28 protein-coding genes and 1 other annotated feature are annotated in these 25,111 nt (G+C 42.1%); of the genes, 23 read left to right on the top strand and 5 right to left on the bottom strand.

What is annotated here, in order from left to right:
- Positions 1 to 144: 144 nt before the first annotated feature.
- Entirely contained in the window at positions 145 to 771 is a 627-nt protein-coding gene (locus CVD23_RS14370) for a LysE family transporter (protein WP_101666405.1), read from the top strand.
- A 9-nt stretch (positions 772 to 780) separates the two neighbouring features.
- Here CVD23_RS14370 and CVD23_RS14365 read toward each other — a convergent pair whose 3' ends face one another.
- On the bottom strand, positions 781 to 1,749 hold the full coding sequence (locus CVD23_RS14365; RefSeq protein ID WP_101666404.1) for a nuclease-related domain-containing protein: 969 nt from the start codon (positions 1,747 to 1,749) through the stop codon (positions 781 to 783).
- 304 nt (positions 1,750 to 2,053) lie between these two features.
- Between CVD23_RS14365 and cdaS the strand changes: the two genes are divergently transcribed.
- Positions 2,054 to 2,650, top strand: coding sequence for a sporulation-specific diadenylate cyclase CdaS (gene cdaS / locus CVD23_RS14360; protein WP_101578509.1), 597 nt, complete (start codon positions 2,054 to 2,056; stop codon positions 2,648 to 2,650).
- A 615-nt stretch (positions 2,651 to 3,265) separates the two neighbouring features.
- Here cdaS and CVD23_RS22010 read toward each other — a convergent pair.
- Both CVD23_RS22010 and CVD23_RS14355 read right to left on the bottom strand, forming a co-directional pair.
- A complete protein-coding gene (locus tag CVD23_RS22010) occupies positions 3,266 to 3,403 on the bottom strand; it encodes a hypothetical protein (protein WP_180955669.1) in 138 nt (45 codons plus the stop codon).
- A 39-nt stretch (positions 3,404 to 3,442) separates the two neighbouring features.
- The gene (locus CVD23_RS14355) at positions 3,443 to 3,610 is read right to left on the bottom strand and encodes a Fur-regulated basic protein FbpA (RefSeq protein ID WP_101666403.1); all 168 of its coding nucleotides are present in this window, start codon (positions 3,608 to 3,610) and stop codon (positions 3,443 to 3,445) included.
- 187 nt (positions 3,611 to 3,797) lie between these two features.
- Between CVD23_RS14355 and CVD23_RS14350 the strand changes: the two genes are divergently transcribed.
- The 7 genes from CVD23_RS14350 to nagE all read left to right on the top strand — a co-directional run bounded on the left by CVD23_RS14350 (position 3,798) and on the right by nagE (position 13,524).
- Positions 3,798 to 4,118: a MerR family transcriptional regulator gene (locus tag CVD23_RS14350; RefSeq protein ID WP_101578511.1), complete on the top strand. Its 321-nt coding sequence runs from the start codon at positions 3,798 to 3,800 to the stop codon at positions 4,116 to 4,118.
- 176 nt (positions 4,119 to 4,294) lie between these two features.
- A complete protein-coding gene (locus CVD23_RS14345; protein ID WP_257988507.1) occupies positions 4,295 to 4,480 on the top strand; it encodes a hypothetical protein in 186 nt (61 codons plus the stop codon).
- 183 nt (positions 4,481 to 4,663) lie between these two features.
- A complete protein-coding gene (locus CVD23_RS14340) occupies positions 4,664 to 6,391 on the top strand; it encodes an ABC transporter ATP-binding protein (RefSeq protein WP_101666402.1) in 1,728 nt (575 codons plus the stop codon).
- A 297-nt stretch (positions 6,392 to 6,688) separates the two neighbouring features.
- Entirely contained in the window at positions 6,689 to 8,404 is a 1,716-nt protein-coding gene (locus tag CVD23_RS14335) for a serine hydrolase (RefSeq protein WP_257988506.1), read from the top strand.
- 116 nt (positions 8,405 to 8,520) lie between these two features.
- Positions 8,521 to 10,590: a glycoside hydrolase family 3 protein gene (locus tag CVD23_RS14330; RefSeq protein WP_101666432.1), complete on the top strand. Its 2,070-nt coding sequence runs from the start codon at positions 8,521 to 8,523 to the stop codon at positions 10,588 to 10,590.
- An 86-nt stretch (positions 10,591 to 10,676) separates the two neighbouring features.
- On the top strand, positions 10,677 to 11,945 hold the full coding sequence (locus tag CVD23_RS14325; protein ID WP_101666401.1) for an exo-beta-N-acetylmuramidase NamZ family protein: 1,269 nt from the start codon (positions 10,677 to 10,679) through the stop codon (positions 11,943 to 11,945).
- A gap of 202 nt (positions 11,946 to 12,147) precedes the next feature.
- Entirely contained in the window at positions 12,148 to 13,524 is a 1,377-nt protein-coding gene (nagE, locus tag CVD23_RS14320; protein ID WP_101666400.1) for an N-acetylglucosamine-specific PTS transporter subunit IIBC, read from the top strand.
- Between the two features lie 39 nt (positions 13,525 to 13,563).
- On the opposite strand, the gene CVD23_RS14315 is transcribed toward nagE, so the two are convergent.
- A complete protein-coding gene (locus tag CVD23_RS14315) occupies positions 13,564 to 13,986 on the bottom strand; it encodes a DUF4395 domain-containing protein (protein WP_101666399.1) in 423 nt (140 codons plus the stop codon).
- 234 nt (positions 13,987 to 14,220) lie between these two features.
- On the opposite strand from CVD23_RS14315, the gene CVD23_RS14310 reads away from it, so the two are divergent.
- The 12 genes from CVD23_RS14310 to tyrS all read left to right on the top strand — a co-directional run bounded on the left by CVD23_RS14310 (position 14,221) and on the right by tyrS (position 23,477).
- Positions 14,221 to 14,976: a threonine/serine exporter family protein gene (locus CVD23_RS14310; RefSeq protein ID WP_101666398.1), complete on the top strand. Its 756-nt coding sequence runs from the start codon at positions 14,221 to 14,223 to the stop codon at positions 14,974 to 14,976.
- A gap of 20 nt (positions 14,977 to 14,996) precedes the next feature.
- Positions 14,997 to 15,449 carry a threonine/serine exporter family protein gene (locus CVD23_RS14305; RefSeq protein WP_101666397.1) on the top strand — a complete coding sequence of 151 codons (453 nt, stop codon included), beginning with the start codon at positions 14,997 to 14,999 and terminating at the stop codon, positions 15,447 to 15,449.
- 87 nt (positions 15,450 to 15,536) lie between these two features.
- Entirely contained in the window at positions 15,537 to 16,157 is a 621-nt protein-coding gene (locus tag CVD23_RS14300) for an NUDIX hydrolase (protein ID WP_101666396.1), read from the top strand.
- A 176-nt stretch (positions 16,158 to 16,333) separates the two neighbouring features.
- On the top strand, positions 16,334 to 16,600 hold the full coding sequence (locus CVD23_RS14295) for a phage holin (protein ID WP_101578519.1): 267 nt from the start codon (positions 16,334 to 16,336) through the stop codon (positions 16,598 to 16,600).
- A 184-nt stretch (positions 16,601 to 16,784) separates the two neighbouring features.
- Positions 16,785 to 16,985, top strand: a complete 201-nt coding sequence (locus CVD23_RS21670; protein WP_142382904.1) for a hypothetical protein — start codon at positions 16,785 to 16,787, stop codon at positions 16,983 to 16,985.
- 57 nt (positions 16,986 to 17,042) lie between these two features.
- A complete protein-coding gene (locus CVD23_RS14290; protein WP_101666395.1) occupies positions 17,043 to 17,825 on the top strand; it encodes a winged helix-turn-helix domain-containing protein in 783 nt (260 codons plus the stop codon).
- Complete coding sequence (locus CVD23_RS14285) at positions 17,819 to 19,033, top strand: MFS transporter (protein ID WP_101666394.1); 1,215 nt, start codon at positions 17,819 to 17,821, stop codon at positions 19,031 to 19,033. The genes CVD23_RS14290 and CVD23_RS14285 overlap by 7 nt, the downstream gene beginning before the upstream one ends.
- A gap of 103 nt (positions 19,034 to 19,136) precedes the next feature.
- The gene (locus CVD23_RS14280) at positions 19,137 to 19,505 is read left to right on the top strand and encodes a winged helix-turn-helix transcriptional regulator (RefSeq protein WP_101578521.1); all 369 of its coding nucleotides are present in this window, start codon (positions 19,137 to 19,139) and stop codon (positions 19,503 to 19,505) included.
- Between the two features lie 134 nt (positions 19,506 to 19,639).
- On the top strand, positions 19,640 to 20,509 hold the full coding sequence (locus CVD23_RS14275) for a carbon-nitrogen hydrolase family protein (protein WP_101666393.1): 870 nt from the start codon (positions 19,640 to 19,642) through the stop codon (positions 20,507 to 20,509).
- A gap of 12 nt (positions 20,510 to 20,521) precedes the next feature.
- Complete coding sequence (locus CVD23_RS14270; protein ID WP_101578523.1) at positions 20,522 to 21,187, top strand: GNAT family N-acetyltransferase; 666 nt, start codon at positions 20,522 to 20,524, stop codon at positions 21,185 to 21,187.
- Positions 21,188 to 21,208: 21 nt separating this feature from the next.
- The gene (locus CVD23_RS14265) at positions 21,209 to 21,880 is read left to right on the top strand and encodes a GNAT family acetyltransferase (RefSeq protein ID WP_101666392.1); all 672 of its coding nucleotides are present in this window, start codon (positions 21,209 to 21,211) and stop codon (positions 21,878 to 21,880) included.
- A 78-nt stretch (positions 21,881 to 21,958) separates the two neighbouring features.
- Positions 21,959 to 22,171 (top strand) — a binding site (T-box leader).
- 43 nt (positions 22,172 to 22,214) lie between these two features.
- Positions 22,215 to 23,477, top strand: coding sequence for a tyrosine--tRNA ligase (gene tyrS, locus CVD23_RS14260; RefSeq protein WP_101666391.1), 1,263 nt, complete (start codon positions 22,215 to 22,217; stop codon positions 23,475 to 23,477).
- 21 nt (positions 23,478 to 23,498) lie between these two features.
- Here the strand turns inward: tyrS and CVD23_RS22005 are convergent, their stop codons facing one another.
- Positions 23,499 to 23,636: a hypothetical protein gene (locus tag CVD23_RS22005; protein ID WP_180955668.1), complete on the bottom strand. Its 138-nt coding sequence runs from the start codon at positions 23,634 to 23,636 to the stop codon at positions 23,499 to 23,501.
- Between the two features lie 190 nt (positions 23,637 to 23,826).
- Here CVD23_RS22005 and CVD23_RS14255 point away from each other — a divergent pair, with 190 nt between their 5' ends.
- Positions 23,827 to 24,105 carry a hypothetical protein gene (locus tag CVD23_RS14255; RefSeq protein WP_101578525.1) on the top strand — a complete coding sequence of 93 codons (279 nt, stop codon included), beginning with the start codon at positions 23,827 to 23,829 and terminating at the stop codon, positions 24,103 to 24,105.
- A 137-nt stretch (positions 24,106 to 24,242) separates the two neighbouring features.
- Positions 24,243 to 24,914: an HAD family hydrolase gene (locus tag CVD23_RS14250; protein WP_374702644.1), complete on the top strand. Its 672-nt coding sequence runs from the start codon at positions 24,243 to 24,245 to the stop codon at positions 24,912 to 24,914.
- Positions 24,915 to 25,111 lie beyond the last annotated feature (197 nt).

The following is a 25,111-nucleotide window of genomic DNA, read 5'->3' as shown; positions in this document are numbered from 1 at the left end:
TTATTACTCCTTTTTTAGTTGATTTTTAAACCTGTTTTTACAAAAAATGTTGAATGGATTATTTAAACTTTTTACGTAAATTTGTTGTACGAGCCTGTGCCTCCGAATAAAAATGAAAGACAAGAAAAAAAGGAGGATGGCTTGATGACTGTTTTCTTCAGTTATATACTTTTAGGGCTATCGCTTGCGGCACCAATCGGACCGGTCAACGCAGCCCAATTAGATAGAGGAATAAAAAGTGGATTTCTGCATGCATGGCTTGTCGGGGTCGGAGCGGTTGTTGCAGATGGAATATACATGCTTGCTGTCTATATCGGCGTAGTCCATTTCCTGGAGACACCTTTTATGAAAACGTTTCTCTGGCTGTTTGGCTGCTTCGTCCTCACATATACCGGTATCGAGAGCCTCATCAATTCCCGAAAACCAATCGCAAACCGGACAAGATCCAACGAATCGTACTCGAAATCGTTCCTATCCGGTTTTTTAATGTCGATCTCAAATCCATTGACGATTTTATTTTGGCTTGGCATTTACGGATCCGTACTCGCTAAAACCGCAGCCTCCTACGGCCACAGCCAGCTGATTATGTATAGTTCTGCGATCTTCATCGGCCTGTTGATATGGGATGTAACGATGGCGGCCGTCGCAAGCAGCATGAAAAGATACCTGGATCACCGCATTCTAATGGCGATCTCGGTCTTATCCGGCTTATCGATGATCGGCTTCGGGATTTATTTTGGCTGGCAGGCGTATAAGGTGCTGACAGGGTAGGGATTATTATTAATCTTTAAAAGGTAAACAGTAAACCCTCGCTTTATTCATTCCTCCATATGTTCCGTTCAAAGACTTGAGTAACCGGTTTGTAAGAGAAGGGCTGGAAATTTGCAAAAAATCTCGCAATTCGCTATTTGTAATTGTAGACCCTATTAAGAGGCAGTAATCCTTTAGGGATGAAAGGTGAGCGTTTCTATCTTTGAGGCTACATGCAGGGCAATACCAGGTTCCGTAGAATCGAAATATTGGAAGATAGTAACAATTTGTGCAATGAACGCCTTTGATTAATTCATCTTTTGTCATTTGGTAGCGGTTCAAGATGGATTGATCAAGGGGAGTATGCTGCTTTTCGAGCTGACGAATTATTTTTTTAAGCTCTTTTTCCGAAATTTTTGATTCGTGATAAAGATTTTCAAGTTGCTTAATTTTCTGAGGGAGAAAATCACGGTGTACAATTTTTTGTTGAGGATTTATATTTTCTGGTGTGGTGCGAATAAAGCTGTATGGGTTACTAACAACGACTAAAGAAGCAATCGGAATGTCTGGTAAACGGTGATTTTCCAGCCATTTTTTGAGCTGAGACTCCTGCCGGAAGATTTGGATTAATGGATCCGGGAAAACTTCTTCTTTTTCATCCACTTTTCGGATAAGCTGATGGAACACCTGATCAAAAACTAGTGTACCAGTTATATTTTTTACCTCCAGGATCAACAAAAAGGTATGAGTTAAAACTAATGTGTCGATTTGGAAGTAATGCTGCTGGTCATGAAGTCGAAGATCATGCAAAATGAAGTAGTTCTCTTCTGGAAGGAAACTCAGTGGGAAATCAATTGAAGTCTCGCCTTTAAATCCAGCAAGACTTTTAGACAAATTTTCTTTAATAATTGGAATTTTAGTGTGATCAGGTGGCGTCCGCCGCTGTAAGGCTTCCAACTTTTGAACAATCAGTGGAATTTCACGTTTTCTTATGATCATTTCATCAATCCTCCTGTTAGTGGCTTTGAATTATCATCAACTTTGTCTACTTAATCGTCAACTTTAGAAATATATCATCAACTTGACCCCTTTATCATCAACTTTCAAGTATATCATCAACTTTGTCTGATTAATCCTCAACTTTAGAAATATATCATCGACTTCACCCCCTTTATCGTCAACATTTCAAATATATCGTCAACTTCACAGCAAACTTTTGAAATGCGATCGTATTAATAGCGAGTTTAATTCTAAACAGGGAGGAAAATATAATGGGTATTAGGCAATGAAAGGATGACGGTAAATGGATGCAGAAGCGCTGAAATTCAGGGTAAATGTCGCACGGTATTTGAGTGAAATTCACAGCAGTGTGTCGGAAATTGAAAATTCGATTGATGAATTGGATTGTTGCATTCTCTCTAATTTTGAAAAATTAGCCTCGCTTGTGGCGGATGTACAAACAATTTCATCTTCGTATTACTTAAAGTCATATTTAGAACCATATACGCATGAATTCTCTGATATTGCACAGGCGGTGGACACGCTTTCTGCTAAAAGGCATGGAGCGCTTATTATCGTTGAGCGGAGCAACCCGATTGAAGCGTTAATAAATAACGGAATCCAAATAAACGCAAAGGTCAGCCAGCAGCTGCTTGAAGCAATCTTTTATCCGGGCAATCCACTTCATGACGGGGGAACGGTAATACTTCAAGACCGTATTCTTTCAGCGGGGAACATTCTCCCAATATCAAATAAGCCTGCAAAGAGAAAAATCGGGACGAGGCATCGCGCTGCTATCGGGATTACTGAGCACACAGACGCGCTTGCCCTCATTGTTTCAGAGGAAACGGGACGGATTTCGTTTGCTTACGGGGGCGATCTATATGTCGTCAAAACTTGAGGAGCCGCCAATCTCGTATAAAAATTGGACTTTCCCCGTTTTAGATTGTGGAAAAGGAATTCATCCTTCGAGTAAATTCACAAAGTAATAAGCTAAACCGAAAAACAAATGAAGTTGTCTGCAATAAACAAGAGTATCCCGTGGAAAACGAATCATGCTGTCTTAATTTTAAATAATTGTTCTACTTTCAATTTAAAAATTGCTTTATGAAATTCATTCATTCACCTGTAGTTTTTTAAATATTTATCAAGTAGATGATCAATCTGTTTCGAAAGCTGAATAAATTTTGGACTGACCGGACCTTCTATTTCCATCATTCGGGTTTGTCTAACCCTGAGTTTAAATAGTTTGCGAAACAACCGCTGTTTATGAGCGTCCATCACGATCAACCTCTCTTAAAGGGACTGGCAAAAATAGAATGCCATAAATCGTTTCTTGATGCAGTGACATTTGCCATACCCTATTCAAAAAGAATTTGTTAAATTGGTTAACAAAAAATAGAAAGATAGGACCGTGCGATCAGCACGGTATTCGCATTAATGTCAAAATTTTAATAATGAGAAAAAAGAACGGACGCACTGTCCGTTCTTTAGTAAGCCATTCATTATAAAATTATCAGCTATTTTGTGCTATTCGTAAAAGCTCAAATGCATGTTCCCCGGCTTTTTCCGATAAGCTTTCCCAATATTCATCCCGAAGCAAGTCAAGTTCAATAATTTTCTTCACAATCTCGAGCGTTTCCTTCTGGTTCATCTCCGATCATCCTCTTCTTTATTTATGATGCTGCCCCGATTAGTCATTTTTTTTATTGTTTATTTGGAGCCTTTTGCATTCCGTTTTCAGCTCAGTAAATGTCCATTTTTGATATTCCTTATCGGAGTTCCTCAACACACCCGCGTTCATTAGGATGCTAATAAATTCTCTCCGTTTCTTTTCAACCGCCTCACGTAAAAATGGCATTTGACCATACCCCCTTTACTTACGTTTTTCTTATTTTAATAAAAAATGTTTTGTTCAACATCATTTGCGTAAGATAATCTAACACTAATTTTAAATCTATGTTAGATTATCTTACATAAAGGTAAATTTTCTTATAGGAAAAATGTAAAATTATTATAAATGTTATAGAAGAGGATGTGAAAAGCGAATGGAGGATGAATCTTATAAAGAAAGAAAAGTGATCACGATTGGTGTTGTCAGTGAGCTGACGGGACTTACTGAACGACAAATCCGCTATTATGAAGACCGCAAGCTCATCTTTCCAGAAAGATCGGCGCGCGGGAACCGAAAATATTCATTCGCTGACGTGGAACGATTAATTGATATCGCCAATAAACGAGAAGATGGAGTTACCACGAAGGAGATCAAGCAGGAAATGGAAAGCAAAAGCAGAAAAGAGGATCGAAAAATTAGAAAGCAAATGCTCCGCGGCCAAATCAATGCGAGATTCGGAGTTCAAAAGGATTAATGACAATCATATCAAAAATAATCTTGAACCAAGAAAAAAATTCAATAGCGAATTACCCAAAGAAGCATTACAACAATTCCAGTCTTTTTGAGTTGATTTCTGAAAATTCATAACCTATAATACTTTACGTAACAACATTTCGAGTATAGAAATAATTTTCTTTGGGGGAAGATTGAATGCTTAAGCTTTTAAAAACATTAACATCATTATCCGGGCCCTGCGGATATGAACATTCTGTTTCTTATTTTCTACAAGATTACTTAAAAGATAAAACAGACGAAGTTTTCATTGATCCAATCGGCAATGTTATCGCCAGGAAAAACGCCTTCATATTGGAAGAGGGAAAAAACTTTGCTTTTTAATGCTGTGTGGGCGAAAATCGATGATTATTATTGTTAGGATTCTCATCATTAAAAGCAGCCAATCCGTGTTGGCTGCTTTTTGCTGAATTAATAGATTAACATATGGGTAGAATCCTTGAAAAAAATTCCTGACAGCCCTATAATCCTAGTATATTTGCAACTGTGAAAAGGAGAATAACCAAAATGATTAAGCGGTTTTTTACATATTATATCCCGCACCGAAAACTTTTCGTGATTGATTTTAGCAGTGCTGTGGTCGTGGCCGTGCTAGAGCTTGCATTTCCACTTGCTGTGCAATGGTTTGTAGACTCGCTGCTTCCGACTGGAAATTGGTCAGCGATTGTTTCTGTCAGTGCTGGATTGCTGGCACTTTATATTGTGAGCACGGGCTTGCAATTTATCGTCAACTATTGGGGCCATAAGCTCGGCATTAATATTGAAACCGATATGCGGCAGCAGCTGTTTCAGCATGTCCAGCGCCAATCATTCAAGTTTTTCGATAATACCAAAACTGGCCATATTATGAGCAGGATTACAAACGACCTATTTGATATCGGTGAGCTTGCCCACCATGGACCGGAGGATTTGTTTATTGCCGTGATGACATTTTTCGGCGCTTTCTGGATCATGCTTACCATTAATGTGAAGCTCGCTCTCGCAACAATAGTCATCGTCCCATTCCTGATTTTGCTGATTGTTGTCAGCAATCTGAGCATGAACAAAGCATGGAAGCGAATGTTCGGTGATATTGCGGACGTTAATGCACGAGTGGAGGACAGTGTCTCAGGCGTCCGGGTTGTGCAATCGTTTACGAATGAAAAATTTGAAATCAACCGTTTTGCAAAAAACAACAAAAAATTCCGCAAGGCAAAGCTTGGTGCATATAAAATTATGTCTTTCAGTTCTTCCGGAATCTATATGATGACGCGTTTCATCACCCTGGTTGTTCTCGTATACGGTTCCTGGTTAAGTTTCAGCGGAGATCTTTCTTATGGTCAGCTCGTCGGGTTTGTTCTATATGTGAACGTGTTACTTAAGCCGATTGATAAAATAAGTGCTTTAATGGAGCTATATCCAAAAGGGATGGCTGGTTTTAAACGATTTACCGAGTTGCTCGACATGGAACCTGATGTTAAAGATACGGAGGATGCAATTGAAGTTTCTTCTTTGCATGGCCATATTGATTTTAAAAACGTATCTTTCAGCTATGATGAAAATAAACCTGTACTTAAGCAAATTGATCTTCATATCGTGGCAGGGGAGACGATTGCATTTGTCGGTCCGTCAGGCGCGGGAAAAACAACGATCTGTTCTCTGATTCCGAGATTTTATGACGTTGATGAAGGGTATATTTCGATCGATGGAATCGATATTCGTGATATGATAAAACGATCACTCAGATCACAAATCGGGATTGTCCAGCAGGATGTCTTCCTTTTTACAGGAACATTAAGAGAGAATATCGCCTATGGGATGTTGGATGCCAGCGAAGAGGAGATAATCGAAGCAGCAAAACGCGCCCACCTCGAAAGCTTTATTCAATCATTGCCTGATGGTTATGAAACCCAAATTGGCGAACGCGGCCTGAAGCTTTCCGGCGGACAAAAGCAGCGGATTGCGATTGCCAGGATGTTTTTAAAAAACCCGCCAATTCTGATTTTGGATGAAGCAACCTCTGCCCTTGACACTGAAACAGAACAGATCATCCAAACGGCTCTAACAGAGCTTGCCGTAAATCGGACTACACTTGTGATCGCACACCGGCTCGCTACAATCAAGAATGCCGACAAAATTGTCGTCGTAACAGAAGATGGGATTGCCGAAGAGGGGAGCCATCAACAACTGATTGAGCAAAACGGAATTTTTGCGAATTTGCACCGTGTCCAGTACGCAAAAACTTCAACAAGTTAAATATGCAAATACGTGATGAAAAAGCCGGAGTAGTTTTCCGGCTTTTTCAATTGTCTAATTGTTCGTTTTTCAATTAAAGAAGTGTTCTGTGAAATTTATTAAACTAACTTTTCAAAAACAGGTAAAAAATCCTAAGTAATTGGATATATAAAAAACTGATTTTTCAGACATTCCGGGTCTAATGCGGTATAGACATCTATACAGAAAAACAATTAATCTGAAATTAGATTTGCAAGCCTTTTCACTTCGGAAATTTGGTTAACAATATTAAAGAGCTGAAGCTCAAAAGGAGGAAGTATGAAAAACAAAGATTTCATGTTTGCGATAGCAGCTGTGATGTGCACTGCTATGCTAATTCCTGCCAGCAGTCCCGCTTTAGCAGACGAAATAACAGGTCATTTTTTTAAGACGTACGAAAATGAAATCGAGAAAAAGCCATTTAAGCAAAAGAAGCATTCAAAGTTCGCATGGGATCATCCGGGAAAGTCATATCCTGTATTGTTGCCCGGCTCTCCAAGAGCAGCCGGAATGGTCCAGGAACCTCTTGACCAAATAGACGCTATCATCAACAAAAAGATTTCTGAGCGGGCAATGCCTGGTGCCGTAGCTTTTGTTGCCAGAAGAGGACATATCGTTAAGCATGAGGCATATGGACACGCGCTCCGTTATGAAGATGATAAATTCACGGAAGTGGACGAACCAATTCAAATGAAGACGGATACGATTTTTGATCTCGCCTCAATCAGCAAAATTTTTACGACAACCGCCGCTATGAAACTGTATGAACAAGGCCTTTTCGGATTGGACGATCCTGTTGCAGACTATCTTCCCGAGTTCGCGCAAAATGGGAAGGAATCTGTTACGATCAGACAGCTGATGACCCACACCTCCGGATTCACGGCGTGGATTCCGCTTTATACCGAGGGGAACAGCCGGGAAGACCGAATTCAAACCGTCTTAAAACACCCATTAAAAAACGCACCGGGGAGCACCTATACATACAGCGACTTGAACATGATCACACTTGGTGCCCTTATTGAACGTTTATCCGGACAGCGGTTGGATGCTTTCGTTGCAGAGCATATTACCGGACCGCTTGGAATGAGGGATACGATGTACAATCCGCCAGCCGCGCTTAAAGACAGAATTGCTGCAACTGAATATCAGGCTACACCGGCGCGCGGCATTGTTTGGGGAGAGGTTCATGATGAGAATGCCTGGTCATTGGGCGGGGTTGCCGGGCATGCCGGAGTGTTCTCAACCGCTCGTGACCTTGGTAAATTCGCGCATATGTTTGTGAATGAAGGCAGCTATGGCAATAAAAGAATTTTAAAGGCGGAAACCGTGCGCTTGCTTGCCGAAAACCAAATCCCGCAATTTCCGGGAAATGACCATGGGCTTGGCTGGGAGATCGGCCAGGGATGGTTTATGGACGCGTTATCGGAAGGAACTACGCTTGGACATACGGGCTATACGGGGACATCAATCGTGATTAACCAGAATAATGACACAATTGCGATCCTCCTTACCAACCGGGTTCATCCGACAAGAAATACAGTTTCTACTAATGGCACTAGACGAGAGTTTGCGAGACAAGTAGCCGATGCAATTCCAGTAGATATTCGTGGGGGAAATGGAGCTTGGTTTTCCGGATATGGGGATCGTTTGGATCGGACTTTAACAGCACGGGTTAATATTGAAAAAGCTGCAACTCTGTCTTTTAACACATGGTACCGGATTGAAACCGGGTTTGACTTCGGTTATGTTGAAGTTTCTGAAGACGGGGAAGTGTGGACACAACTGGGCGAACCTACCACAGGAAGCAGTGTTGACTGGCAGAAAGTTAACCTTGATGTTCCGGGAAATACAAATTTTATCAGGTTCCGTTACAAAACAGACGCGTCAACGAATGGAAGAGGCTGGTATATTAATAACGTCAAAATTAAGGAAGCTCGCAGTAAAACAATTAAGCCTGCATTAACTGGTGCAGGATGGCAGGAGAGAGATTATTAAAGCCCGGCTTAACAGTAAATCTAAAGCCGTTTCTTGATTAGTTAAAAAAACGGAGGGGACCTGACTTGGTACAAACGCGGAAAAATCGAATCATCACCTTTATCGTTTTAACGTTAATGCTTTCACAGCTATGGGTAGGCATTCCTGCGCAATCAGCGGCAGCAAAGGAGCAAGAAACGGATCTGATTATTTTTGAAAATGTACCGGAAGCAGATGCTGAAATCGTTGGCAACAGTTTTCAGCTCGAGGCACTTCATGTGTATGAAGACGGTCATTTCATGACTGTGTCAGAAGGATTAAAATGGAGATCTTCGAACAAACATGTCGCGACCATCGATGAAAAGGGACTCGTCACATTAACAGGCAAAAAGGGGCGGACCTTTATCATTGCCAGTGACGGAAAACAAGTGGACAGCATTGCCATCGACTATAAAACCAATCGAAACGGACGCGCTCGGGAAGGTGGAAAAGACGATTGGCAGCCATTACTCATAAAACAAAAAGGGAAGAAGTATGACGTGATCTCGCGTGCAATTAAGAAAATGACACTAGAAGAAAAAGTCGGGCAAATGCTTATGCCAGATTTCAGAACCTGGAAGGGCGCAAATGTAACCGAAATGCTTCCTGAAATTGAGCAGCTCGTTAAGCAATATCATTTAGGCGGTGTGATCTTATTCAGGGAAAATGTCGTCACAACCGAACAAACCGCGAAACTTGTTTCCCAATATGCGGAAGCTTCTGAGAAATACGGTCTGTTGATGACGATTGACCAGGAAGGCGGAATTGTAACAAGGCTTCAATCAGGGACTGATATGCCTGGCAATATGGCAATCGGCGCGACGGGATCACCTGAAATTGCCGGGAAAGTCGGCAAGGCAATCGGGGAAGAATTAGCAGCTCTTGGAATTAACATGAATTTTGCACCGGTTTTGGACATTAATAACAATCCGGATAACCCGGTAATTGGTGTTCGCTCGTTTGGTGAACACCCTGAGCTTGTTGCCGAATTGGGGGTAGCGTATACGAAAGGACTTCAGGCAGCAGGTGTTGCAGCAACAGCCAAGCACTTTCCTGGCCATGGCGACACCGCTGTAGACTCCCATCTCGGACTGCCGGAGGTCCCGCATGATAAAGCCCGCCTTATGGAGGTAGAGCTCTATCCATTCCAAAAGGCAATGGAAGCGGGAATCGACTCTGTCATGACCGCGCATGTGACGTTCCCGAAGATTGACGATACAAAAGTAACGTCTAAATTGACGGGAGAACAGATCGCTTTGCCGGCAACACTGTCTTATAAGGTACTGACAGAATTGATGAGGGAAGAAATGGACTATGAAGGTGTCATCACAACCGATGCGATGAACATGAAAGCGATCGCAGACCATTTTGGACCAGTTGATGCGGCCATTCGTGCTGTCAAAGCCGGGACGGATATCGTCTTGATGCCCGTCGGCTTGGCAGAGGTTGCAAACGGCCTGTTAGGCGCTGTAAGAAACGGGGAAATATCTGAAAAAAGAATTGAAGAATCGGTTGAGCGAATCTTAACGTTAAAAGTCAAGCGGGGCATCATTAAGGCAGAGATCCCTGTCCCGATCGAAGAAAAGGTTGCCGAAGCCCTTGAAGTTGTTGGATCAGCCGAACATAAACAGGTCGAAAAAGAAGCAACTGAACGTTCGATTACACTTTTGAAAAATGATCAAATTTTACCTTTGAACACAAATAGCGGTGAACACATTGTCGTCGTTGGAAGCACCTACATCACCGACCTTGGCAATGCGATAAAAGCCTATCATGACAATACAACAGTACTTGCCTTATCTTCCGCCTACAAGCTTACTCCAGAGCAGCTGGAGCTTGTGAAAAATGCAAAAGCCGTTATTGTCGGAACCCATACAAGCAACGTGTCTGGAAGATCTCCGGGCAGTGCACAAATGAAGATGGTCAATCAAGTAATTGAAACAGCAGCGGGCCCTGTCATCGGTCTCGGAATCCGCAATCCTTATGATGTAATGGCCTATCCAAACACAGATGCCTATTTAGCCCAGTATGGCTTTCGATCGGCCAGCTTCAAAGCAGCAGCAGGCGCTATTTTTGGAGAATTCAGCCCGTCAGGAAAGCTTCCTGTTACGATCCCGGGAGTAGATGGTGGAGTCCTTTACGGGTATGGACACGGTTTAACGTATTAGTTTACCTGGTAGTGAGGCAGGGATAAGTGAATCTTTTTCCTGCTGCCTCTCACTATCGTTTCATAAATCGAAATGGGGTGACGAAGTTGAAAAAATGGCTTGTAACGATTTTGACGGCAATCCTCGTCCTGTCGTCGTTGACAGGAGTATTGGCAGACGATGGTAAAGGGAAACGATATGGTAAAAGCAAAAAGAGCAAGAAGCTGGAAATCGGCATTGAAGTGCTGTTAGAGGACGACAAAGACTTGATTGAAGGAAAAAGAGTCGGTCTTATTACGAATCCAACCGGAGTCGATCCCGATCTGACCAGTGTTGTCGATTTGCTCCACAGCGATCCCGATGTTGAACTGACCGCCCTGTATGGACCGGAGCATGGCGTCCGCGGCAGCGCCCAGGCAGGTGAATATGTAGAATTTTACACCGATGAAAAAACAGGGCTGCCTGTATACAGCCTGTACGGAAAAACGAGAAAGCCAACACCGGCAATGCTCGAAAACGTTGATGTGCTGCTATTTGATATTCAAGATGTAGGAACCCGCTTCTACACTTATATTTATACGATGGCTTATGCGATGGAAGCCGCAAAAGAAAACGATATTCCATTTATCGTGCTTGACCGTCCTAACCCGCTCGGCGGACTAAAGGTTGAAGGACCGGTCCTTGACCCGAAATATGCATCCTTCGTTGGCAATTACCCGATTCCGCTCCGACACGGAATGACAGTGGGGGAACTGGCAAAATTGTTCAATGAAGAGTACGGTATCGGGGCTGATTTAACTGTTGTTGAAATGAACGGCTGGAAACGATCGGCGTATTTTGATGATACTGGTTTGCCGTTTGTTCTTCCATCGCCGAACATGCCGACTGTTGAGACAACGCTTGCCTATCCGGGTGGTGCTTTAATTGAAGGAACAAATGTATCAGAGGGAAGAGGAACAACGAAGCCATTTGAATTAATCGGTGCCCCGTTTATTAATGCAGAGGTTTTGGCACATGAACTGAATTCTCTAAAGCTTAATGGAGTTACATTCAGGCCGGCATCCTTCAACCCGAGTTTCTCAAAGCATGCTGGAGTCCTTTCGCACGGCATCCAAATCCATGTAACGGATCGGGAGGAATTTAAACCGGTCGAGACAGGCCTCCATATTGTCAAAACGATTCACGACCTATATCCAGGCAAGTTTCAATTCCGGGCCGAGAACAGCGCTGGCATTTCCTTCTTCGACCAATTGGTCGGAAACGGCTGGATTCGCGACGGGATTGAAGAAGGAAGGCCAGTCCAGGACATGAAAAAGCAATGGCAAGAAGGACTGGAACAATTTATCGAAGTTCGCGAGCAGTACTTGTTGTATTAAGATTACTCTAATATGAAAGCTAAAAACATCGAATAAGGCTATAAGATTAGCCTATTAATCTATGCCACTTTTTATGAAAGCAATGTTGAAAAATTTTCAGGCCGTCTAAATAATATGTCGGACAGTACATTCATATCTATTAAATAAGTAAAGCTGCCTTTTTGGAGTATTATCATAAAAAATAAAAAAGGGGTGTTTACAAATGTTAGGGTTTCTACAGCGCATTGGAAAATCATTGATGCTTCCGATTGCCGTCATGCCTGCTGCTGCATTGCTTTTACGTTTAGGACAGCCGGACTTATTGGATATTAAGTTTATTTCCGCAGCAGGGGATGCCGTATTTGCCAATCTGGCGATATTGTTTGCAATCGGGGTTGCCATTGGATTCTCGAAGGATGGAAACGGTGCGGCAGCGTTGGCCGGCGCGGTCGGCTACTTTGTATTGACGAATGGTGCCCAAGCATTGGATAAAACGATCAATATGGGCGTATTGGGAGGGATTATATCAGGTATTGTGGCCGGGCTGCTTTATAACAAATATCATGATATAAAACTGCCTGATTGGCTTGGCTTTTTTGGCGGACGCAGGTTTGTACCGATTATCACGTCACTGGCAATGCTGATCCTTGCGTTTATTTTTGGATTTATTTGGCCACCGATTCAGGAAGTAATCAATAGTGTCGGGGAATGGATTATTGGTGCAGGAGCAACCGGGGTTGGAATTTATGGGTTCTTAAATCGACTGTTAATTCCTGTCGGTCTCCATCACATCCTGAATACACTTGTTTGGTTTGAATTTGGAGAGTTTACCAATGCCGCCGGAGAGATTGTAAAAGGCGACTTATACCGTTTCCTTGCCAAGGATCCGACAGCAGGGGTCTTTATGGCTGGATTTTTCCCGGTCATGATGTTCGGACTTCCGGGTGCAGCACTGGCAATAATTGCAGCAGCAAAGCCGGAAAGGAGAAAAGCTCTGACGGGGGTATTGCTTGGCCTTGCATTTACTTCTTTCTTAACGGGAATTACAGAACCAATTGAATTTTTATTTATGTTTTTATCACCGGCACTATATTTTATTCACGCGATATTGACTGGCCTATCCCTGTCAATTGCCTATCTTCTTGATATCCATCATGGTTTTGGGTTCTCGGCAGGAGCGATTGATTTTATTTTAAACTTTGGTATCGCCCAGAAACCACTCGTGCTGGCAGGTATAGGATTAGTGTATGCCCTCCTGTATTTTGTTGTTTTTTACTTGTTGATCAAGAAACTGGATTTGAAAACACCGGGACGGGAAGATGATGTCGAAGGTGAATTTGAAGAAAGCGGAATTGCCACAGGCAACTATTCTGAAGTAGCTGCTGGTTATCTTTCAGCTCTTGGCGGAAAAGAAAACCTTGTGGAAATTGACAATTGTGTCACCCGCCTGCGCCTGAAAATCAAGGATATGAGCCTGATCGATGAAGCCCAGCTGAAACGAGCAGGTGCAAAAGGGGTTATCAAAATGGGGAAAACAGATCTCCAGGTTGTCGTCGGGACAGATGTTGAATTTGTGGCCAATGAAATGAAGAGAATATAACGAAAACACGGGACCTGTGAAGGTTCCGTGTTTTCATGTTTATTTTGCGGTTCTGTGCCGGTATTGAATCCATTGGTAGCGGATAAAACAGCCGATACAAAAGCCAAGCAGTGCAAAAATGGAAGCGAGTGCGACCATCGCGGAAAAAATATGACCGATCACGTTCCAGCCGGCAGCATAACCGATAAGTGCGCCAGTTAGACAAACAACGGCGATGATTTGGTTGAATTGCTGCTGATCATACTCTTCAGGGATGTACTGGGAGTATGGTTTCTTTAAAAAAGCGCTCCCGATTTTCATAATTGGATTTACACCAAATAAAAGGCCGAATAAACCGGCGATAAGCGGGACGGCAAGTATCCAGATTTCTCCGGTTAGCCAGGTTAACAGGACGCTACCTGCAATAAATGATTGATTTATTCTGACGAGCGGACGGGGAATAGTCCGAACTTCTTGTGTCATCATTATTCCTACCTTTCCGATATGATTATAAGAAGTTTATCCCTTTTTAGTTAATTTGTGAAGAAAAAAGTCCGAAATAAGCAATAATTCAATTGATAGTGGTTGCAAGTTGTTTTTCTAAAAGAATGAAATGTAGTAGAATCTGAATATAATTGCGTTATACTGGCAATAACAGCATTTTTGCGATAAAAAAAATTATGATAAACATGCACTGATAAAATATTGGAGAAAATCATGAAAAATAACGAGGAACGAACGATTGAAATTATTGAGTTATGCCTGCTGGCAGGTAAAATTATGCTTCAGTCCGGTGCTGAAACATACCGGGTCGAAGATACGATGTCACGCATTGCCACCTCTTTCTCTGTCCATGGATCCCACAGTTATGTGACACCAACTGTGATTATTTTTTCAGTTGACGGAACGGTACCGACTAAGCTGATCAGGATTTCTGATCGGACGACGGATTTAAGAAAAGTTACACTAGTGAATGGGATTTCACGAAGGATCAGCGGTGGCGAGTTGACGCTGGAGGAGGCATTTCGCGAATTAAGAAAAATAGATCTAGCCAATCTTGCTTTCCCTTTATGGCTGCAAATTGTCGCTGCCTCGATTTCGAGCGGCTGTTTTTTAATGATGTTCAGCGGTTTCGCAAGCGATTTTATTCCAGCTATGCTTACGGGTGGACTCGGCTTTATCGCTTTAATATACGTACATAAGCTGGTTGAAATAAAATTCTTTGCCGAGTTTCTCGCTAGCCTTGTGATCGGTTCGACCGCATTGTTGTTAGTGAACGCAGGAGCAGGGCAGGAATTGGATAAAATCATTATTGGTTCGGTTATGCCATTGGTGCCGGGGCTATTAATAACAAATGCAGTCAGGGATTTAATGGCCGGCCATCTTGTTTCCGGCCTGTCGAAAGGCGCTGAAGCTTTCCTGACTGCTTTTGCGATCGGTACCGGGATTGCGGTCGTTTTTTCATTTTATTAAAAAGCTAAGAGGTAACGTTTATGATTGTACAATTGATAACGAGTTTTATTGCATCGGCCGCTTTTGGGATTATTTTTAATATTCCGGGAAGATCATTACTGCAATGCGGGTTTGTTGGTATGCTAGGCTGGATTGTCTACATATGGCTTTCCGAAGACTATTTTGATATTGCCCTCGCAACGGTTATCGCTTCAGTTGTCATCGGGATTATCAGCCAAATTTTTGCAAGAATATATAAAACACCAATTATCGTTTTTAGTGTTGCCGGAATCATTCCGTTAGTGCCTGGCGGGCTTGCTTACGACGCGATGCGCAATTTCGTTGAAAATGACTACAACAGCGCATTACAGCTTGCAGCCAAAGCATTCTTGTTTTCAGGAGCGATTGCAATTGGCCTCGTCATCTCGGAAGTAATCAACCAGATGATCCGAAAAAGCACACCTCAACCAACAGTTAAAGCAAGGAAGCAATAGGAGGCAGTCGTTGGAGTGCTTCGTGTTGGGACAGAGATATTTTTTATTATCGAAAGAAGACGGCCTTAAATTAGCGGAGGTGGAAGAATGGAGCTTGAAAGGTTAATAGGAATGTTGAAAGACCGGACTCCTGTCATTTTGGGCAGTGATCAATTTATAAAATATTCGATTCTGTTACCCTTGATCCATCATGATGGAGAGCTCCGCGTCTTATTCGAGGTTCGGGCCCATACATTAAGGAGACAGCCAGGCGAGATTTGTTTTCCTGGCGGCAAAATAGATCAAGAGGATCGGGATGAACAGCATTCTGCGATCAGGGAAACTTCAGAAGAGCTCGGGATTTCGGAAAGCACCATCGCAAATGTATTTCCGCTCGATTATATGGTGTCCGCTTTTGGGACGATCATTTATCCATACGTTGGTGTGATTGAAGATTATCAGGCAATCAAGCCAAACCCCGCTGAAGTGGCAGAAATATTCACCGTACCTTTAAGCTTTTTTAAAAGGACAAACCCGGAAAAGTATAAAATCAATTTTCAAATTCAGCCGGAAGAAAATTTTCCATTCGATTCGATCCAGGGCGGTGAAAAATATAATTGGCAAACCAGGCAGCTGGAAGAGTATTTTTACCGTTATGAAGGCAAGGTCATTTGGGGACTTACCGCAAGGGTGCTATCACACTTTTTGGAGATCATCAGTGAAAAATAATTTTAAATAAACAAGTACAAACCGTCCAAGTTCCGGACGGTTTTTTAATACATTTAAATAGTCTTTTTCCAACAAAACATTGGGTGCATGATTATCGAAATAGCGAACATTTTAAGACAACCCTTCCGATAGACGAGCATATTTTAAAGAAAGGAGTTAATAAGGAGGGTTTAATAATGATTAACTGGAGAGTCCGATTCAGGAACTGGCGTTGGGTTGCAGCATTTTTATCCCAACTGCTGATCGTCCTGCAAATGTTGCTAGTTGGTTTAAATTCAGTGGGGCTGACTGATTTCCAGCTCACCGAAGAAATTGCCGAGGGGGTATTAACATTCGCTAATGCAATATTTATCCTTCTCTCGATGCTTGGAATTGTCCAGGATCCGACGACAAAAGGCTACAGGGACAGTGAACGGGCAAAAAAATATATCGAACCGAACTAACAAATAGACTTAACGGAAAACCTTCAGCTGTATCGGAGGTTTTTTGTTTTTAGAGTATGTAAAGCTAACTTTAAATAAAAAAGAAGGGCAAGTGATTGTTATTTGGTTTTTATAGAATGAAAAATCCTAAAAATATTGAACATTAAATCCGAAAGTAATAGAATGAAGAAAGGAGGCGATACATATGAACCTAATTGACATGTCCTTTAAACCAGCCCGTTTTGAAGTTGAATGCAAGTACTCACTATTGTTTGAATCTGCATTAGCAATTGCAGCGGCTACGTATCCAAAGCTTCACGACCATTTAGAAAGGCCAAAAAAACACTGGGACAGTCTTCAGCAATCACTTTCGGAAAAACTTCAGCAAGAGCTCCTTCACTGCTAAAAAAATAATACGTGGAAAATCCTGCTTCAATTGCTCCATGAAAGAGATTTTCAATCATTGAAAGAATTTCTTCAATATATCAAAGAACTACCGGATGAGCAGTTAAGATACATCGCTTTTCCATATTTGGACTTATCACAACAACAAAACCGCGAGCTCGCCGCAAAAGGGGATGAAAGGGCAGTCAGGGAAATGATAGCTGCCTGCCAGGGCCATGCATTTTTCCCGGGTTTAATAGAGTTTGTGTTTAAGGAGAATCCCGCTGCATTAACGGAACATCTGATCACCATCATGGAAAAATGGCATACTGAAGTTGCCGTCAAGGATGAGGATAATATTAAAATATTAAAAAGGGATGCAGAAGCCAAGTTGCGCATGGTGGGAAAACTATCAAGCTCCCAGCTGGTACAACGGGCGACAGGGGTGGACTATGAGGCGGAACCAAATATAGCGAAGGTATTACTGATCCCACATTATATTTATCGTCCATGGACAATTGAAGCGAACCTAGTAGATACAAAAGTATTCTATTATCCTGTCAGCGACGAGAGTTTGTCGGACGGCACCCACAAAAATATACCTCCAGCAGCGTTAGTAAACTTTTATAAGGCGCTTGGAGATGAGAAGCGAATGCGAATCTTAAAACTTTTATACGAAAAAGAACGGACATTAAAAGAGTTAACCGAATTGCTGGAGCTTGGAAAGACGACAATACACCATCATTTGGTTCTGCTGCGTTCTGAGCATATTGTAAAAGTGAACAATAATGGGACCTACGCTTTGAGCCAGTTTCCGCTGAATATGAAAGAAGAGCTTCTGAAAGAATATTTGCAATGGTAGGCAGTCAATCAGTATTTCGTGCGTACTTGGTTGGAAGAGCGTCCTCCACTTTTGCAAGTACTTTTGGGACGTTTCTTATCTCGTGGATTTTATATGATTTAACAGGATCAAAGACTGCAATGGGGAGCTTGTTTTTACTCAGTGTATTGGCACAAATAGCAGTCCAATTTATCGTTGGTCCGTACATTGACCGCTGGTCGCGCACGTTGGTAATGAAGCTGTCAGAAATCATCCGAATCGTTACATTTATAATGTTATTGATCTGTTTGTTGCTCGCATCGATGGACCCGATCATTTTGTATATCGCGGCTTTTTTAACTTCAATTGTGATATACGATGCAGCAGCAGACGCTATTATTCCAAAACTGGTACATCAAAACGAGCTGGTAAAAGCGAATGCGAAAATTTCCGGGCTTACCCAGTTGATTAGACTAATTGCTTTACCTGTCGGCGGATTTTTGGTCGCCAATTTCGGACAAATAATCGCTGTCGCGATCGTGCTGTCGTTTTATCTTTTTTCGATCATGCTTCTTCCTTTGTTAAAAGAGAAGAACAAAAGCCCGCTAAGTAAAGCATCATGGATGGGACAATTCAAGGCAGGACTGGATATATATACACAACATAAAATCCTGCTTATTCTCGGAATGTTCATTGCCACAACAAGCTTTGGTGTCTTTGCGACGCAAGCGATGTATATTCCATATGTTACGGACATATTGGGAGGAACATCTTTTGAATATGGTTTTTTTGCCGCGTCTTTTCCACTCGGTTATATACTCGGTTCATACCTGGTAGGAAAGCTAAAGGCGCCCGGAAAGTATTTGTATCTTGTTATGATAAGTGCACTGTTTGTCGGCGGGAGCACGCACATATTTCTAGGATTAACCGAATCTTTTTGGCTGGCGCTCTTGTTCGAGATGGTGGCCGGAATCGTAATGCCATTCTGGAATGTTTATAGCACGACAATCTATCAGCGCCTCGTACCTGATGAGATATTGGGTCAAGTATTTTCTGTCCGTTTTTTGCTGTCGAAAGCGGCAACGCCAATTGGAATACTGTACGGAACCTTTTGTGCAACCGTGTTCAGCTTGCCATTTTTATTTCTGTCTGTCGGGATCATCCTCTGCGCGGTCACAGGTATGGGATTCTTTCTGATCTACCGTGCTTCGAAAGCGAACTATAAAACAGTCCTTAGTGTTAAACAATAAAATTATAAATAAATTGCCAGAGTCATATCTCGAAAGTTATCAATTAAACGTCTCTATCAGATCGGGTATAATGAAAATACCAATACAAAGAAGAGGTACGCGAATGGCGGATACGTTGCGAAAAGAAATTAAAGAGAAAATTGAAAACGGACAGTTTAATTGTGAGAAGGAATTAACGCTGTCTGTAATCAGCGGGAAATGGAAGATTGTGATTCTCTGGTACTTAGGGAAGGCAGGTCCACACCGTTTTAGTGAACTGCAAAAGCTTTTCCCAAAAATTACGCAAAAAATGCTGTCAAGCCAGCTGAAGGAATTGATTGAGGATGGTGTCGTACTGAGAACAGCCTACCCGGAGGTTCCTCCTCGAGTTGAGTATTCGTTAACGGAACTCGGTCAAACGCTGATGCCAATTATTGAAATGATGTATGAATGGGGAAAAAAGCGGATAGAAGATATTCAACAAAGTCTTTGAAACTAGCAGCGATCCAATAGTACCCCAATAGTACCCCAAAAGTAACCTACTTACAAAAAAGTACGTTCTTGTCATGTTCATGATTATCAATGATAATCAAACAAGAAAGATAACGTTTTGTAAGGAGTGGTTTGATGAAAATTCGTGTTTCTGCAGTGCAGTACCATTTGCACACGATCCAATCATTTGAACAATTCACGAAGCAATGTGAGCATTATATAAAAACAGCCCAGGAGTACGGTTCCGAATTTGTGCTGTTTCCAGAATTTTTTACGACCCAGCTGCTGTCAATCGGCAGTGATCATGGAGCGAATCTGACAATCAATGAACTGCCCGGATTTACGGAGCAATACCGTGAGCTTTTTACAGGTTTTGCAAAAGACACCGGTATGCATATTATCGGGGGAACCCATGTCATAAACAGGGATGGCAAATTGTACAATGTCGCACATCTTTTTTATCCGGATGGAAGAATTGAAGAGCAGGCAAAGCTCCACATTACGCCAACCGAGGTACATGAATGGAACATGACTGCTGGCGATGGACTGGCTGTGTTCGATACCGAAAAAGGGAAAATTGCGATTCTGACATGTTATGACATTGAGTTTCCGGAGATCGTCAGAATGGCGAAGGCAAAAGGAGCCGATGTGATTTTCTGTCCGTCATGCACTGATGACCGCCATGGCTTTCACCGCGTCCGCTATACAAGCCATGCTAGAGCGATCGAAAACCAGGTCTATGTCGTTTTGACCGGCACAGTCGGAGCTTTACCGACTGTTGACTTTATGCGCGCAAACTTCGGCCAGGCAGCAGTGATTACGCCCAATGACATTCCATTTCCTCCGCAAGGCCTTCTCTCCGAAGGTGAATTGAATAACGATATGATCGTGACTGCTGACCTTGATTTAAGCCTTCTTTATGAGGTTCGCGAAAAAGGTTCCGTGACGACATGGCGGGACCGCCGTGTTGATTTATATCCGGATTGGGAAAAATCAAATATTTGAAGGGTGACTGAATTGCGATACCGAAGCGAGTTTTATGTGTATGATCAGGAGAAGCCTGTTCCAGTCGTAATTCGCAACTATAACAAAAACGATTTTGATGAGCTTATCCAAATCCAATCCGAATGTTTTCCGCCGCCGTTTCCAGCTGAGCTGTGGTGGAATAAAGATCAGCTCAATAACCATATTACACTGTTTCCCGAGGGGGCGCTTTGTGTAGAAGTAAATGGTGAATTGGCCGGCTCTCTGACGGGCTTATGTGTTGATTTTGACCCGGATCATCCTGTTCATACATGGGAAGAGGTAACGGATAATGGCTATATCCGCAGCCATAACCCGCAGGGCAGCACTCTTTATATTGTCGATATAAGCGTACGCCCTAAATATCGCAAGCTTGGCCTTGGCAAGCTGATGATGCAGGCAATGTACCATGTTGTCATCGAACTTGGCCTGGAACGTCTGCTCGGCGGCGGCAGGATGCCGGGCTTTAAGCAAAAATCAGCTGAAATGAGCGCTGAGCAATATATCGAGGCTGTTACTGCGGGTGACATAAAGGATCCGGTCATTTCATTCCTGCTCAGGTGCGGCAGGGTGCCAGTTGCCGTTGTTGAACAATATTTGGATGACGAGGAATCGTGCAATTACGGGACGTTAATGGAATGGAAAAATCCGTTTAAATAATCTGAAGGAGCGCTTACGTAGATGAAGTACTTGAGAATTACCAGCATTGAAGACCCGTTATTTCGGAAAATGCACAACTTAATGCAGGAAGTTTTTCCGCCTGAAGAAGTGCTTGAATATGAACTATGGAAGGAACCGCTTGAAGATCCAGGTATTCGTGTATTTGTCGCGGTTCATGGCGATGATGTCGCAGGTGCGACCGAATATCGTTACTATCCCGACTGGAATATCGCGATGACCGATTTTACGATCATTGGCCGGCCCGGCTTAAGCCTTGGCCGTTTTCTGGCGCAAAATCGCCAGAATGACTTGAACGAACTGGCTAAAAGCAATGGGAAAAAACTGTTTGGAATGTTTGCGGAAATTTACGACCCATACAAGGCGGGAGATCACGAGTTTGGCGGAGTAAAAGCAATGAATCCGTTCGTACGGCGTGAAGTTCTGTCCCATTTAGGCTATAAGCGTCTCGATTTCACGTATGTGCATCCTTCATGGAAAAACGACGGCGAGGCAGTTACCGGCCTTGACTTATGCTTTATGCCTGGCGATGAAAATGTTAATGAGATTCCCGCACAACTCGTTGTCGATTTCCTGAAAAATTACTATACCGTTTTGCCAAACAAGCCATCCGAATGGTTGAACATGGTGGAGCAGCTTGAAAGACAGGAATCTGTACCACTTCTGCCGTTGTAAGTAGTAACGCTCTTAGTAGGGTGGTTGTTCTTGCCATCAACTATCAATTCAGTTAAAATATTGCTAACTTTACAATATGCCTAAGTGATGACAGGAACGAGTAGCATTTATCTCCATGGAGCAGAGAGCCGATGGCTGGTGAAAATCGGAGCATAGATAAAGGTGAATTACCTCCTCGAACTTTCTTTGTGAAAACGAGTAACAAAGGACGGACGAACCGTTATTCGATTGAGTGGAAGAATTTTTTCTTCAACAAGGGTGGTACCGCGTGCAATAAACCACGTCCCTTTTATAGGGACGTGTTTTTTTATGCTAAAAAAGGAGGAAAATCGAGATGGATAACTTCGCAGAGAAATTATCTAAACAGCAAGTAGTGGAACTGGAAAGGCAGTTTTCGTTATATGCAACTGGGGTTCAGGAGATTATTCCTGAACAAGAGCTAAAAAACAAGCTGTCGAAATCCTTGCTGACAAATAAGCCATTAAGAGTCAAGCTTGGCCTGGATCCCTCTGCACCAGATGTGCATTTAGGCCATACTGTCGTCTTGAACAAGCTTAAGCAGTTTCAAGAAAACGGCCATACGATCCAGTTGATCATTGGTGATTTCACCGGGAAAATCGGTGATCCGACCGGGAAATCAACGAGCAGAAAACAGCTTTCTGTTGAAGAAGTAAAACATAATGCAAAAACTTACTTTGAGCAGTTTGGAAAAATACTCGATATGGAAAAAGTTGAATTGCATTATAATTCAAAGTGGCTGTCGAAGCTCGATCTTGAAGCAGTTATCAACCTTGCTGGGAGTATTACTGTTGCAAGACTGCTAGAGAGAAACGATTTTTCCATACGGCTTGCGGCGGGAAAACCGATTTCGCTTCATGAATTTTTTTATCCGCTGATGCAAGGCTACGATTCAGTGATGCTTGAAAGCGATATCGAGCTTGGCGGCAATGATCAGCATTTTAATGTATTGATGGGCAGGCATTTGCAGGAATACTACAATAAAGAGAAGCAGGTCGTCATGCTGCTGCCACTCCTGGAAGGACTTGATGGTGTTGAAAAGATGTCAAAGTCGAAAGGCAATTACATCGGCATAGACGAAAATCCTCAGGATATGTACGGAAAAACGATGTCGATTCCCGATGAGCTTATGGTAAAATACTTTAATCTTGCTAGCAATCTGCCTATAGACGACAAATTAAAAATCGTTGCAGATCTCGAAAATAGACGCGTTCATCCCCGAGATGCGAAAATGCTGCTCGCAAGAACAATTGTTTCAATGTTTCATGGAACAGAGGCAGCGAATCAAACAGAGCAGAACTTTAAAGAAGTATTTCAAAAAGGGCTTATTCCAGATGATATTCCAATGATCGTCTGGGATACTGCTGAGCCTGTGTCAGTCATTGATGCCATTGTAAAACTGAAATTGCTTCCTTCAAAGGGAGAAGCGCGCAAAATGATTCAAAACGGTGGAATTAGAGTGAATGGCGAAAAAATTATCGATAATAATTTCCTGGTAGTGGTTCAAGATGAAACAATCATCCAGGTTGGCAAACGAAAATTTATAAAGTTGCTTAGGAGCAATCCGGCGGTTAATTGATTCACTTTTTAAAGGATTAATTTAAACACATCCACCCACAAAAGGTTGCTCCGGCTGGGAGCAACCTTTTCGGATTGCCGATCCAGTATCGATGGCTACTGACGCGCCGACAATCGCTGCATACATGGCAGCCTGTTGAGCCTGGATCAGTGCTTCCATTGTTGTATAGTCCCCGATTTTCAGCTGTTATCGTAATGATTCTGACAACATGCGACATCATTTCTATAAGGGACAGGAGGTTGTAAAGTTTCAATTATTTGTAAAATTTTCGTATTAAAAAAAGATTTTAATTTACAGCAATATTTTTGGACAAGATTCATATATTTTGAGAAGGAGGATGATCGCTCTCATGCTAATGGTTCAGGCCGGTTTATCAATTCTGCTTTTATTCGCGGCGTTTCGTTTTTTATCCGCTCAGTCCCGCCAGCGAAAGCCATATGGTAAAGCCATCTTCAACTTGCTGTTTCTATTAAGCTCGATTCCGTTAATGTATCTTGTGTATGGGGACTACATCGGAGGTAATTTGGATGCCGGAATGGGAGTTAGGACTGGCTTTCTTTTAACATGGTTGGTAACTGGTTTCGTGTTTATTATTGGAGCGATAAAATATTTTAGGAACAGATTATGATAAATTTTTTTCACTATACATCACTGGTTAACGGTGATGTTTTTTTAATTAGGTATGATAACCAAAAATTTGGAATGTGGTAAAATAAAGGAGTCTGAAAGCGTTTTAAACACAAAATATAAAGAAGGGAGCAGCTGATGAAAGCTGTATTATTTGATTTGGATGGTACATTGCTTGATCGCGATCAATCTGTACATAGGTTCATAGTTTCCCAATATGATCGCTTTTCCAATTACCTCGACCATATTCCTGTAGATACTTACTTAACCCGTTTTGTCGAACTTGATTGTCGTGGTTATACAGGAAAAGACATGGTTTATTCAAAGCTGGTAAAAGAGTTCAACATTCCAGGGTGCAATTGGGAAAGTTTATACGATGATTATTTTACAAATTTTCATGTTCATTGTGTCCCTTTTCCTAATCTAATCAGGATGCTCGAAAATTTAAAAAGAAACTCGCTGATACTTGGAGTCATTACCAATGGATATCATGATTTTCAATTAAAAAATATTAAGGCATTGGAAATTAAACATTATTTTGACGTTATCCTGGTTTCCGAAACAGAAGGGATTAAAAAACCGAACCCGGAAATATTCAAAAGGGCTATCGACCAGCTTGGAGTTTCCACAGAGGAGAGCATTTTTGTCGGCGATCATCCTGAAAACGATATAGCTGCGGCGAAAAGCGCGGGAATGACTGCGATTTGGAAAAAAGATGAAGGTTGGAGCATGGACGAAACGAAAGCCGATTTTATCATAGATGACTTGCTTGAGCTTTGTTCGATTTATGAAGAAATGGATGCTAAGTGAGAGAAAAAGACTGCATATAAATATGGAAATAAAGGTGTCAAATGAAAAATTATCGGATGAAGTATTTATGCAACTGGTAAATTTAAATTAATCGGCATTACCCGAATGCATCAGAATATTATAGAGGAAGAAACGGTAGTGTAAAAAGTTCTATGAAAACTCGGCTTTGAGGGTTCCGTTCTGCCACAAAACAGATG

The organism is Bacillus sp. V33-4 (assembly GCF_002860225.1).
GTDB classification, from domain to species: domain Bacteria; phylum Bacillota; class Bacilli; order Bacillales; family Cytobacillaceae; genus Bacillus_BJ; species Bacillus_BJ canaveralius.
Note: the sequence above shows the minus strand (reverse complement) of the source record. Positions and strands in the feature narration are given on the sequence as shown.

Coding starts and splice junctions, on each gene's coding strand:
- CVD23_RS14295 (WP_101578519.1), top strand. CDS start 16,334: ATGATTAACTGGAGAGTCCGATTCAGGAACTGGCGTTGGGTTGCAGCA.
- CVD23_RS21670 (WP_142382904.1), top strand. CDS start 16,785: ATGAACCTAATTGACATGTCCTTTAAACCAGCCCGTTTTGAAGTTGAA.
- CVD23_RS14370 (WP_101666405.1), top strand. CDS start 145: ATGACTGTTTTCTTCAGTTATATACTTTTAGGGCTATCGCTTGCGGCA.
- CVD23_RS22005 (WP_180955668.1), bottom strand. CDS start 23,636: ATGGAAGCACTGATCCAGGCTCAACAGGCTGCCATGTATGCAGCGATT.
- CVD23_RS14305 (WP_101666397.1), top strand. CDS start 14,997: ATGATTGTACAATTGATAACGAGTTTTATTGCATCGGCCGCTTTTGGG.
- CVD23_RS14355 (WP_101666403.1), bottom strand. CDS start 3,610: ATGCCATTTTTACGTGAGGCGGTTGAAAAGAAACGGAGAGAATTTATT.
- nagE (WP_101666400.1), top strand. CDS start 12,148: ATGTTAGGGTTTCTACAGCGCATTGGAAAATCATTGATGCTTCCGATT.
- CVD23_RS22010 (WP_180955669.1), bottom strand. CDS start 3,403: ATGAACCAGAAGGAAACGCTCGAGATTGTGAAGAAAATTATTGAACTT.
- CVD23_RS14280 (WP_101578521.1), top strand. CDS start 19,137: ATGGCGGATACGTTGCGAAAAGAAATTAAAGAGAAAATTGAAAACGGA.
- CVD23_RS14335 (WP_257988506.1), top strand. CDS start 6,689: ATGAAAAACAAAGATTTCATGTTTGCGATAGCAGCTGTGATGTGCACT.
- CVD23_RS14330 (WP_101666432.1), top strand. CDS start 8,521: ATGCTTTCACAGCTATGGGTAGGCATTCCTGCGCAATCAGCGGCAGCA.
- CVD23_RS14265 (WP_101666392.1), top strand. CDS start 21,209: ATGAAGTACTTGAGAATTACCAGCATTGAAGACCCGTTATTTCGGAAA.
- CVD23_RS14345 (WP_257988507.1), top strand. CDS start 4,295: ATGCTTAAGCTTTTAAAAACATTAACATCATTATCCGGGCCCTGCGGA.
- CVD23_RS14250 (WP_374702644.1), top strand. CDS start 24,243: ATGAAAGCTGTATTATTTGATTTGGATGGTACATTGCTTGATCGCGAT.
- CVD23_RS14365 (WP_101666404.1), bottom strand. CDS start 1,749: ATGATCATAAGAAAACGTGAAATTCCACTGATTGTTCAAAAGTTGGAA.
- CVD23_RS14255 (WP_101578525.1), top strand. CDS start 23,827: ATGCTAATGGTTCAGGCCGGTTTATCAATTCTGCTTTTATTCGCGGCG.
- tyrS (WP_101666391.1), top strand. CDS start 22,215: ATGGATAACTTCGCAGAGAAATTATCTAAACAGCAAGTAGTGGAACTG.
- CVD23_RS14315 (WP_101666399.1), bottom strand. CDS start 13,986: ATGACACAAGAAGTTCGGACTATTCCCCGTCCGCTCGTCAGAATAAAT.
- CVD23_RS14340 (WP_101666402.1), top strand. CDS start 4,664: ATGATTAAGCGGTTTTTTACATATTATATCCCGCACCGAAAACTTTTC.
- cdaS (WP_101578509.1), top strand. CDS start 2,054: ATGGATGCAGAAGCGCTGAAATTCAGGGTAAATGTCGCACGGTATTTG.
- CVD23_RS14275 (WP_101666393.1), top strand. CDS start 19,640: ATGAAAATTCGTGTTTCTGCAGTGCAGTACCATTTGCACACGATCCAA.
- CVD23_RS14350 (WP_101578511.1), top strand. CDS start 3,798: ATGGAGGATGAATCTTATAAAGAAAGAAAAGTGATCACGATTGGTGTT.
- CVD23_RS14310 (WP_101666398.1), top strand. CDS start 14,221: ATGAAAAATAACGAGGAACGAACGATTGAAATTATTGAGTTATGCCTG.
- CVD23_RS14300 (WP_101666396.1), top strand. CDS start 15,537: ATGGAGCTTGAAAGGTTAATAGGAATGTTGAAAGACCGGACTCCTGTC.
- CVD23_RS14285 (WP_101666394.1), top strand. CDS start 17,819: ATGGTAGGCAGTCAATCAGTATTTCGTGCGTACTTGGTTGGAAGAGCG.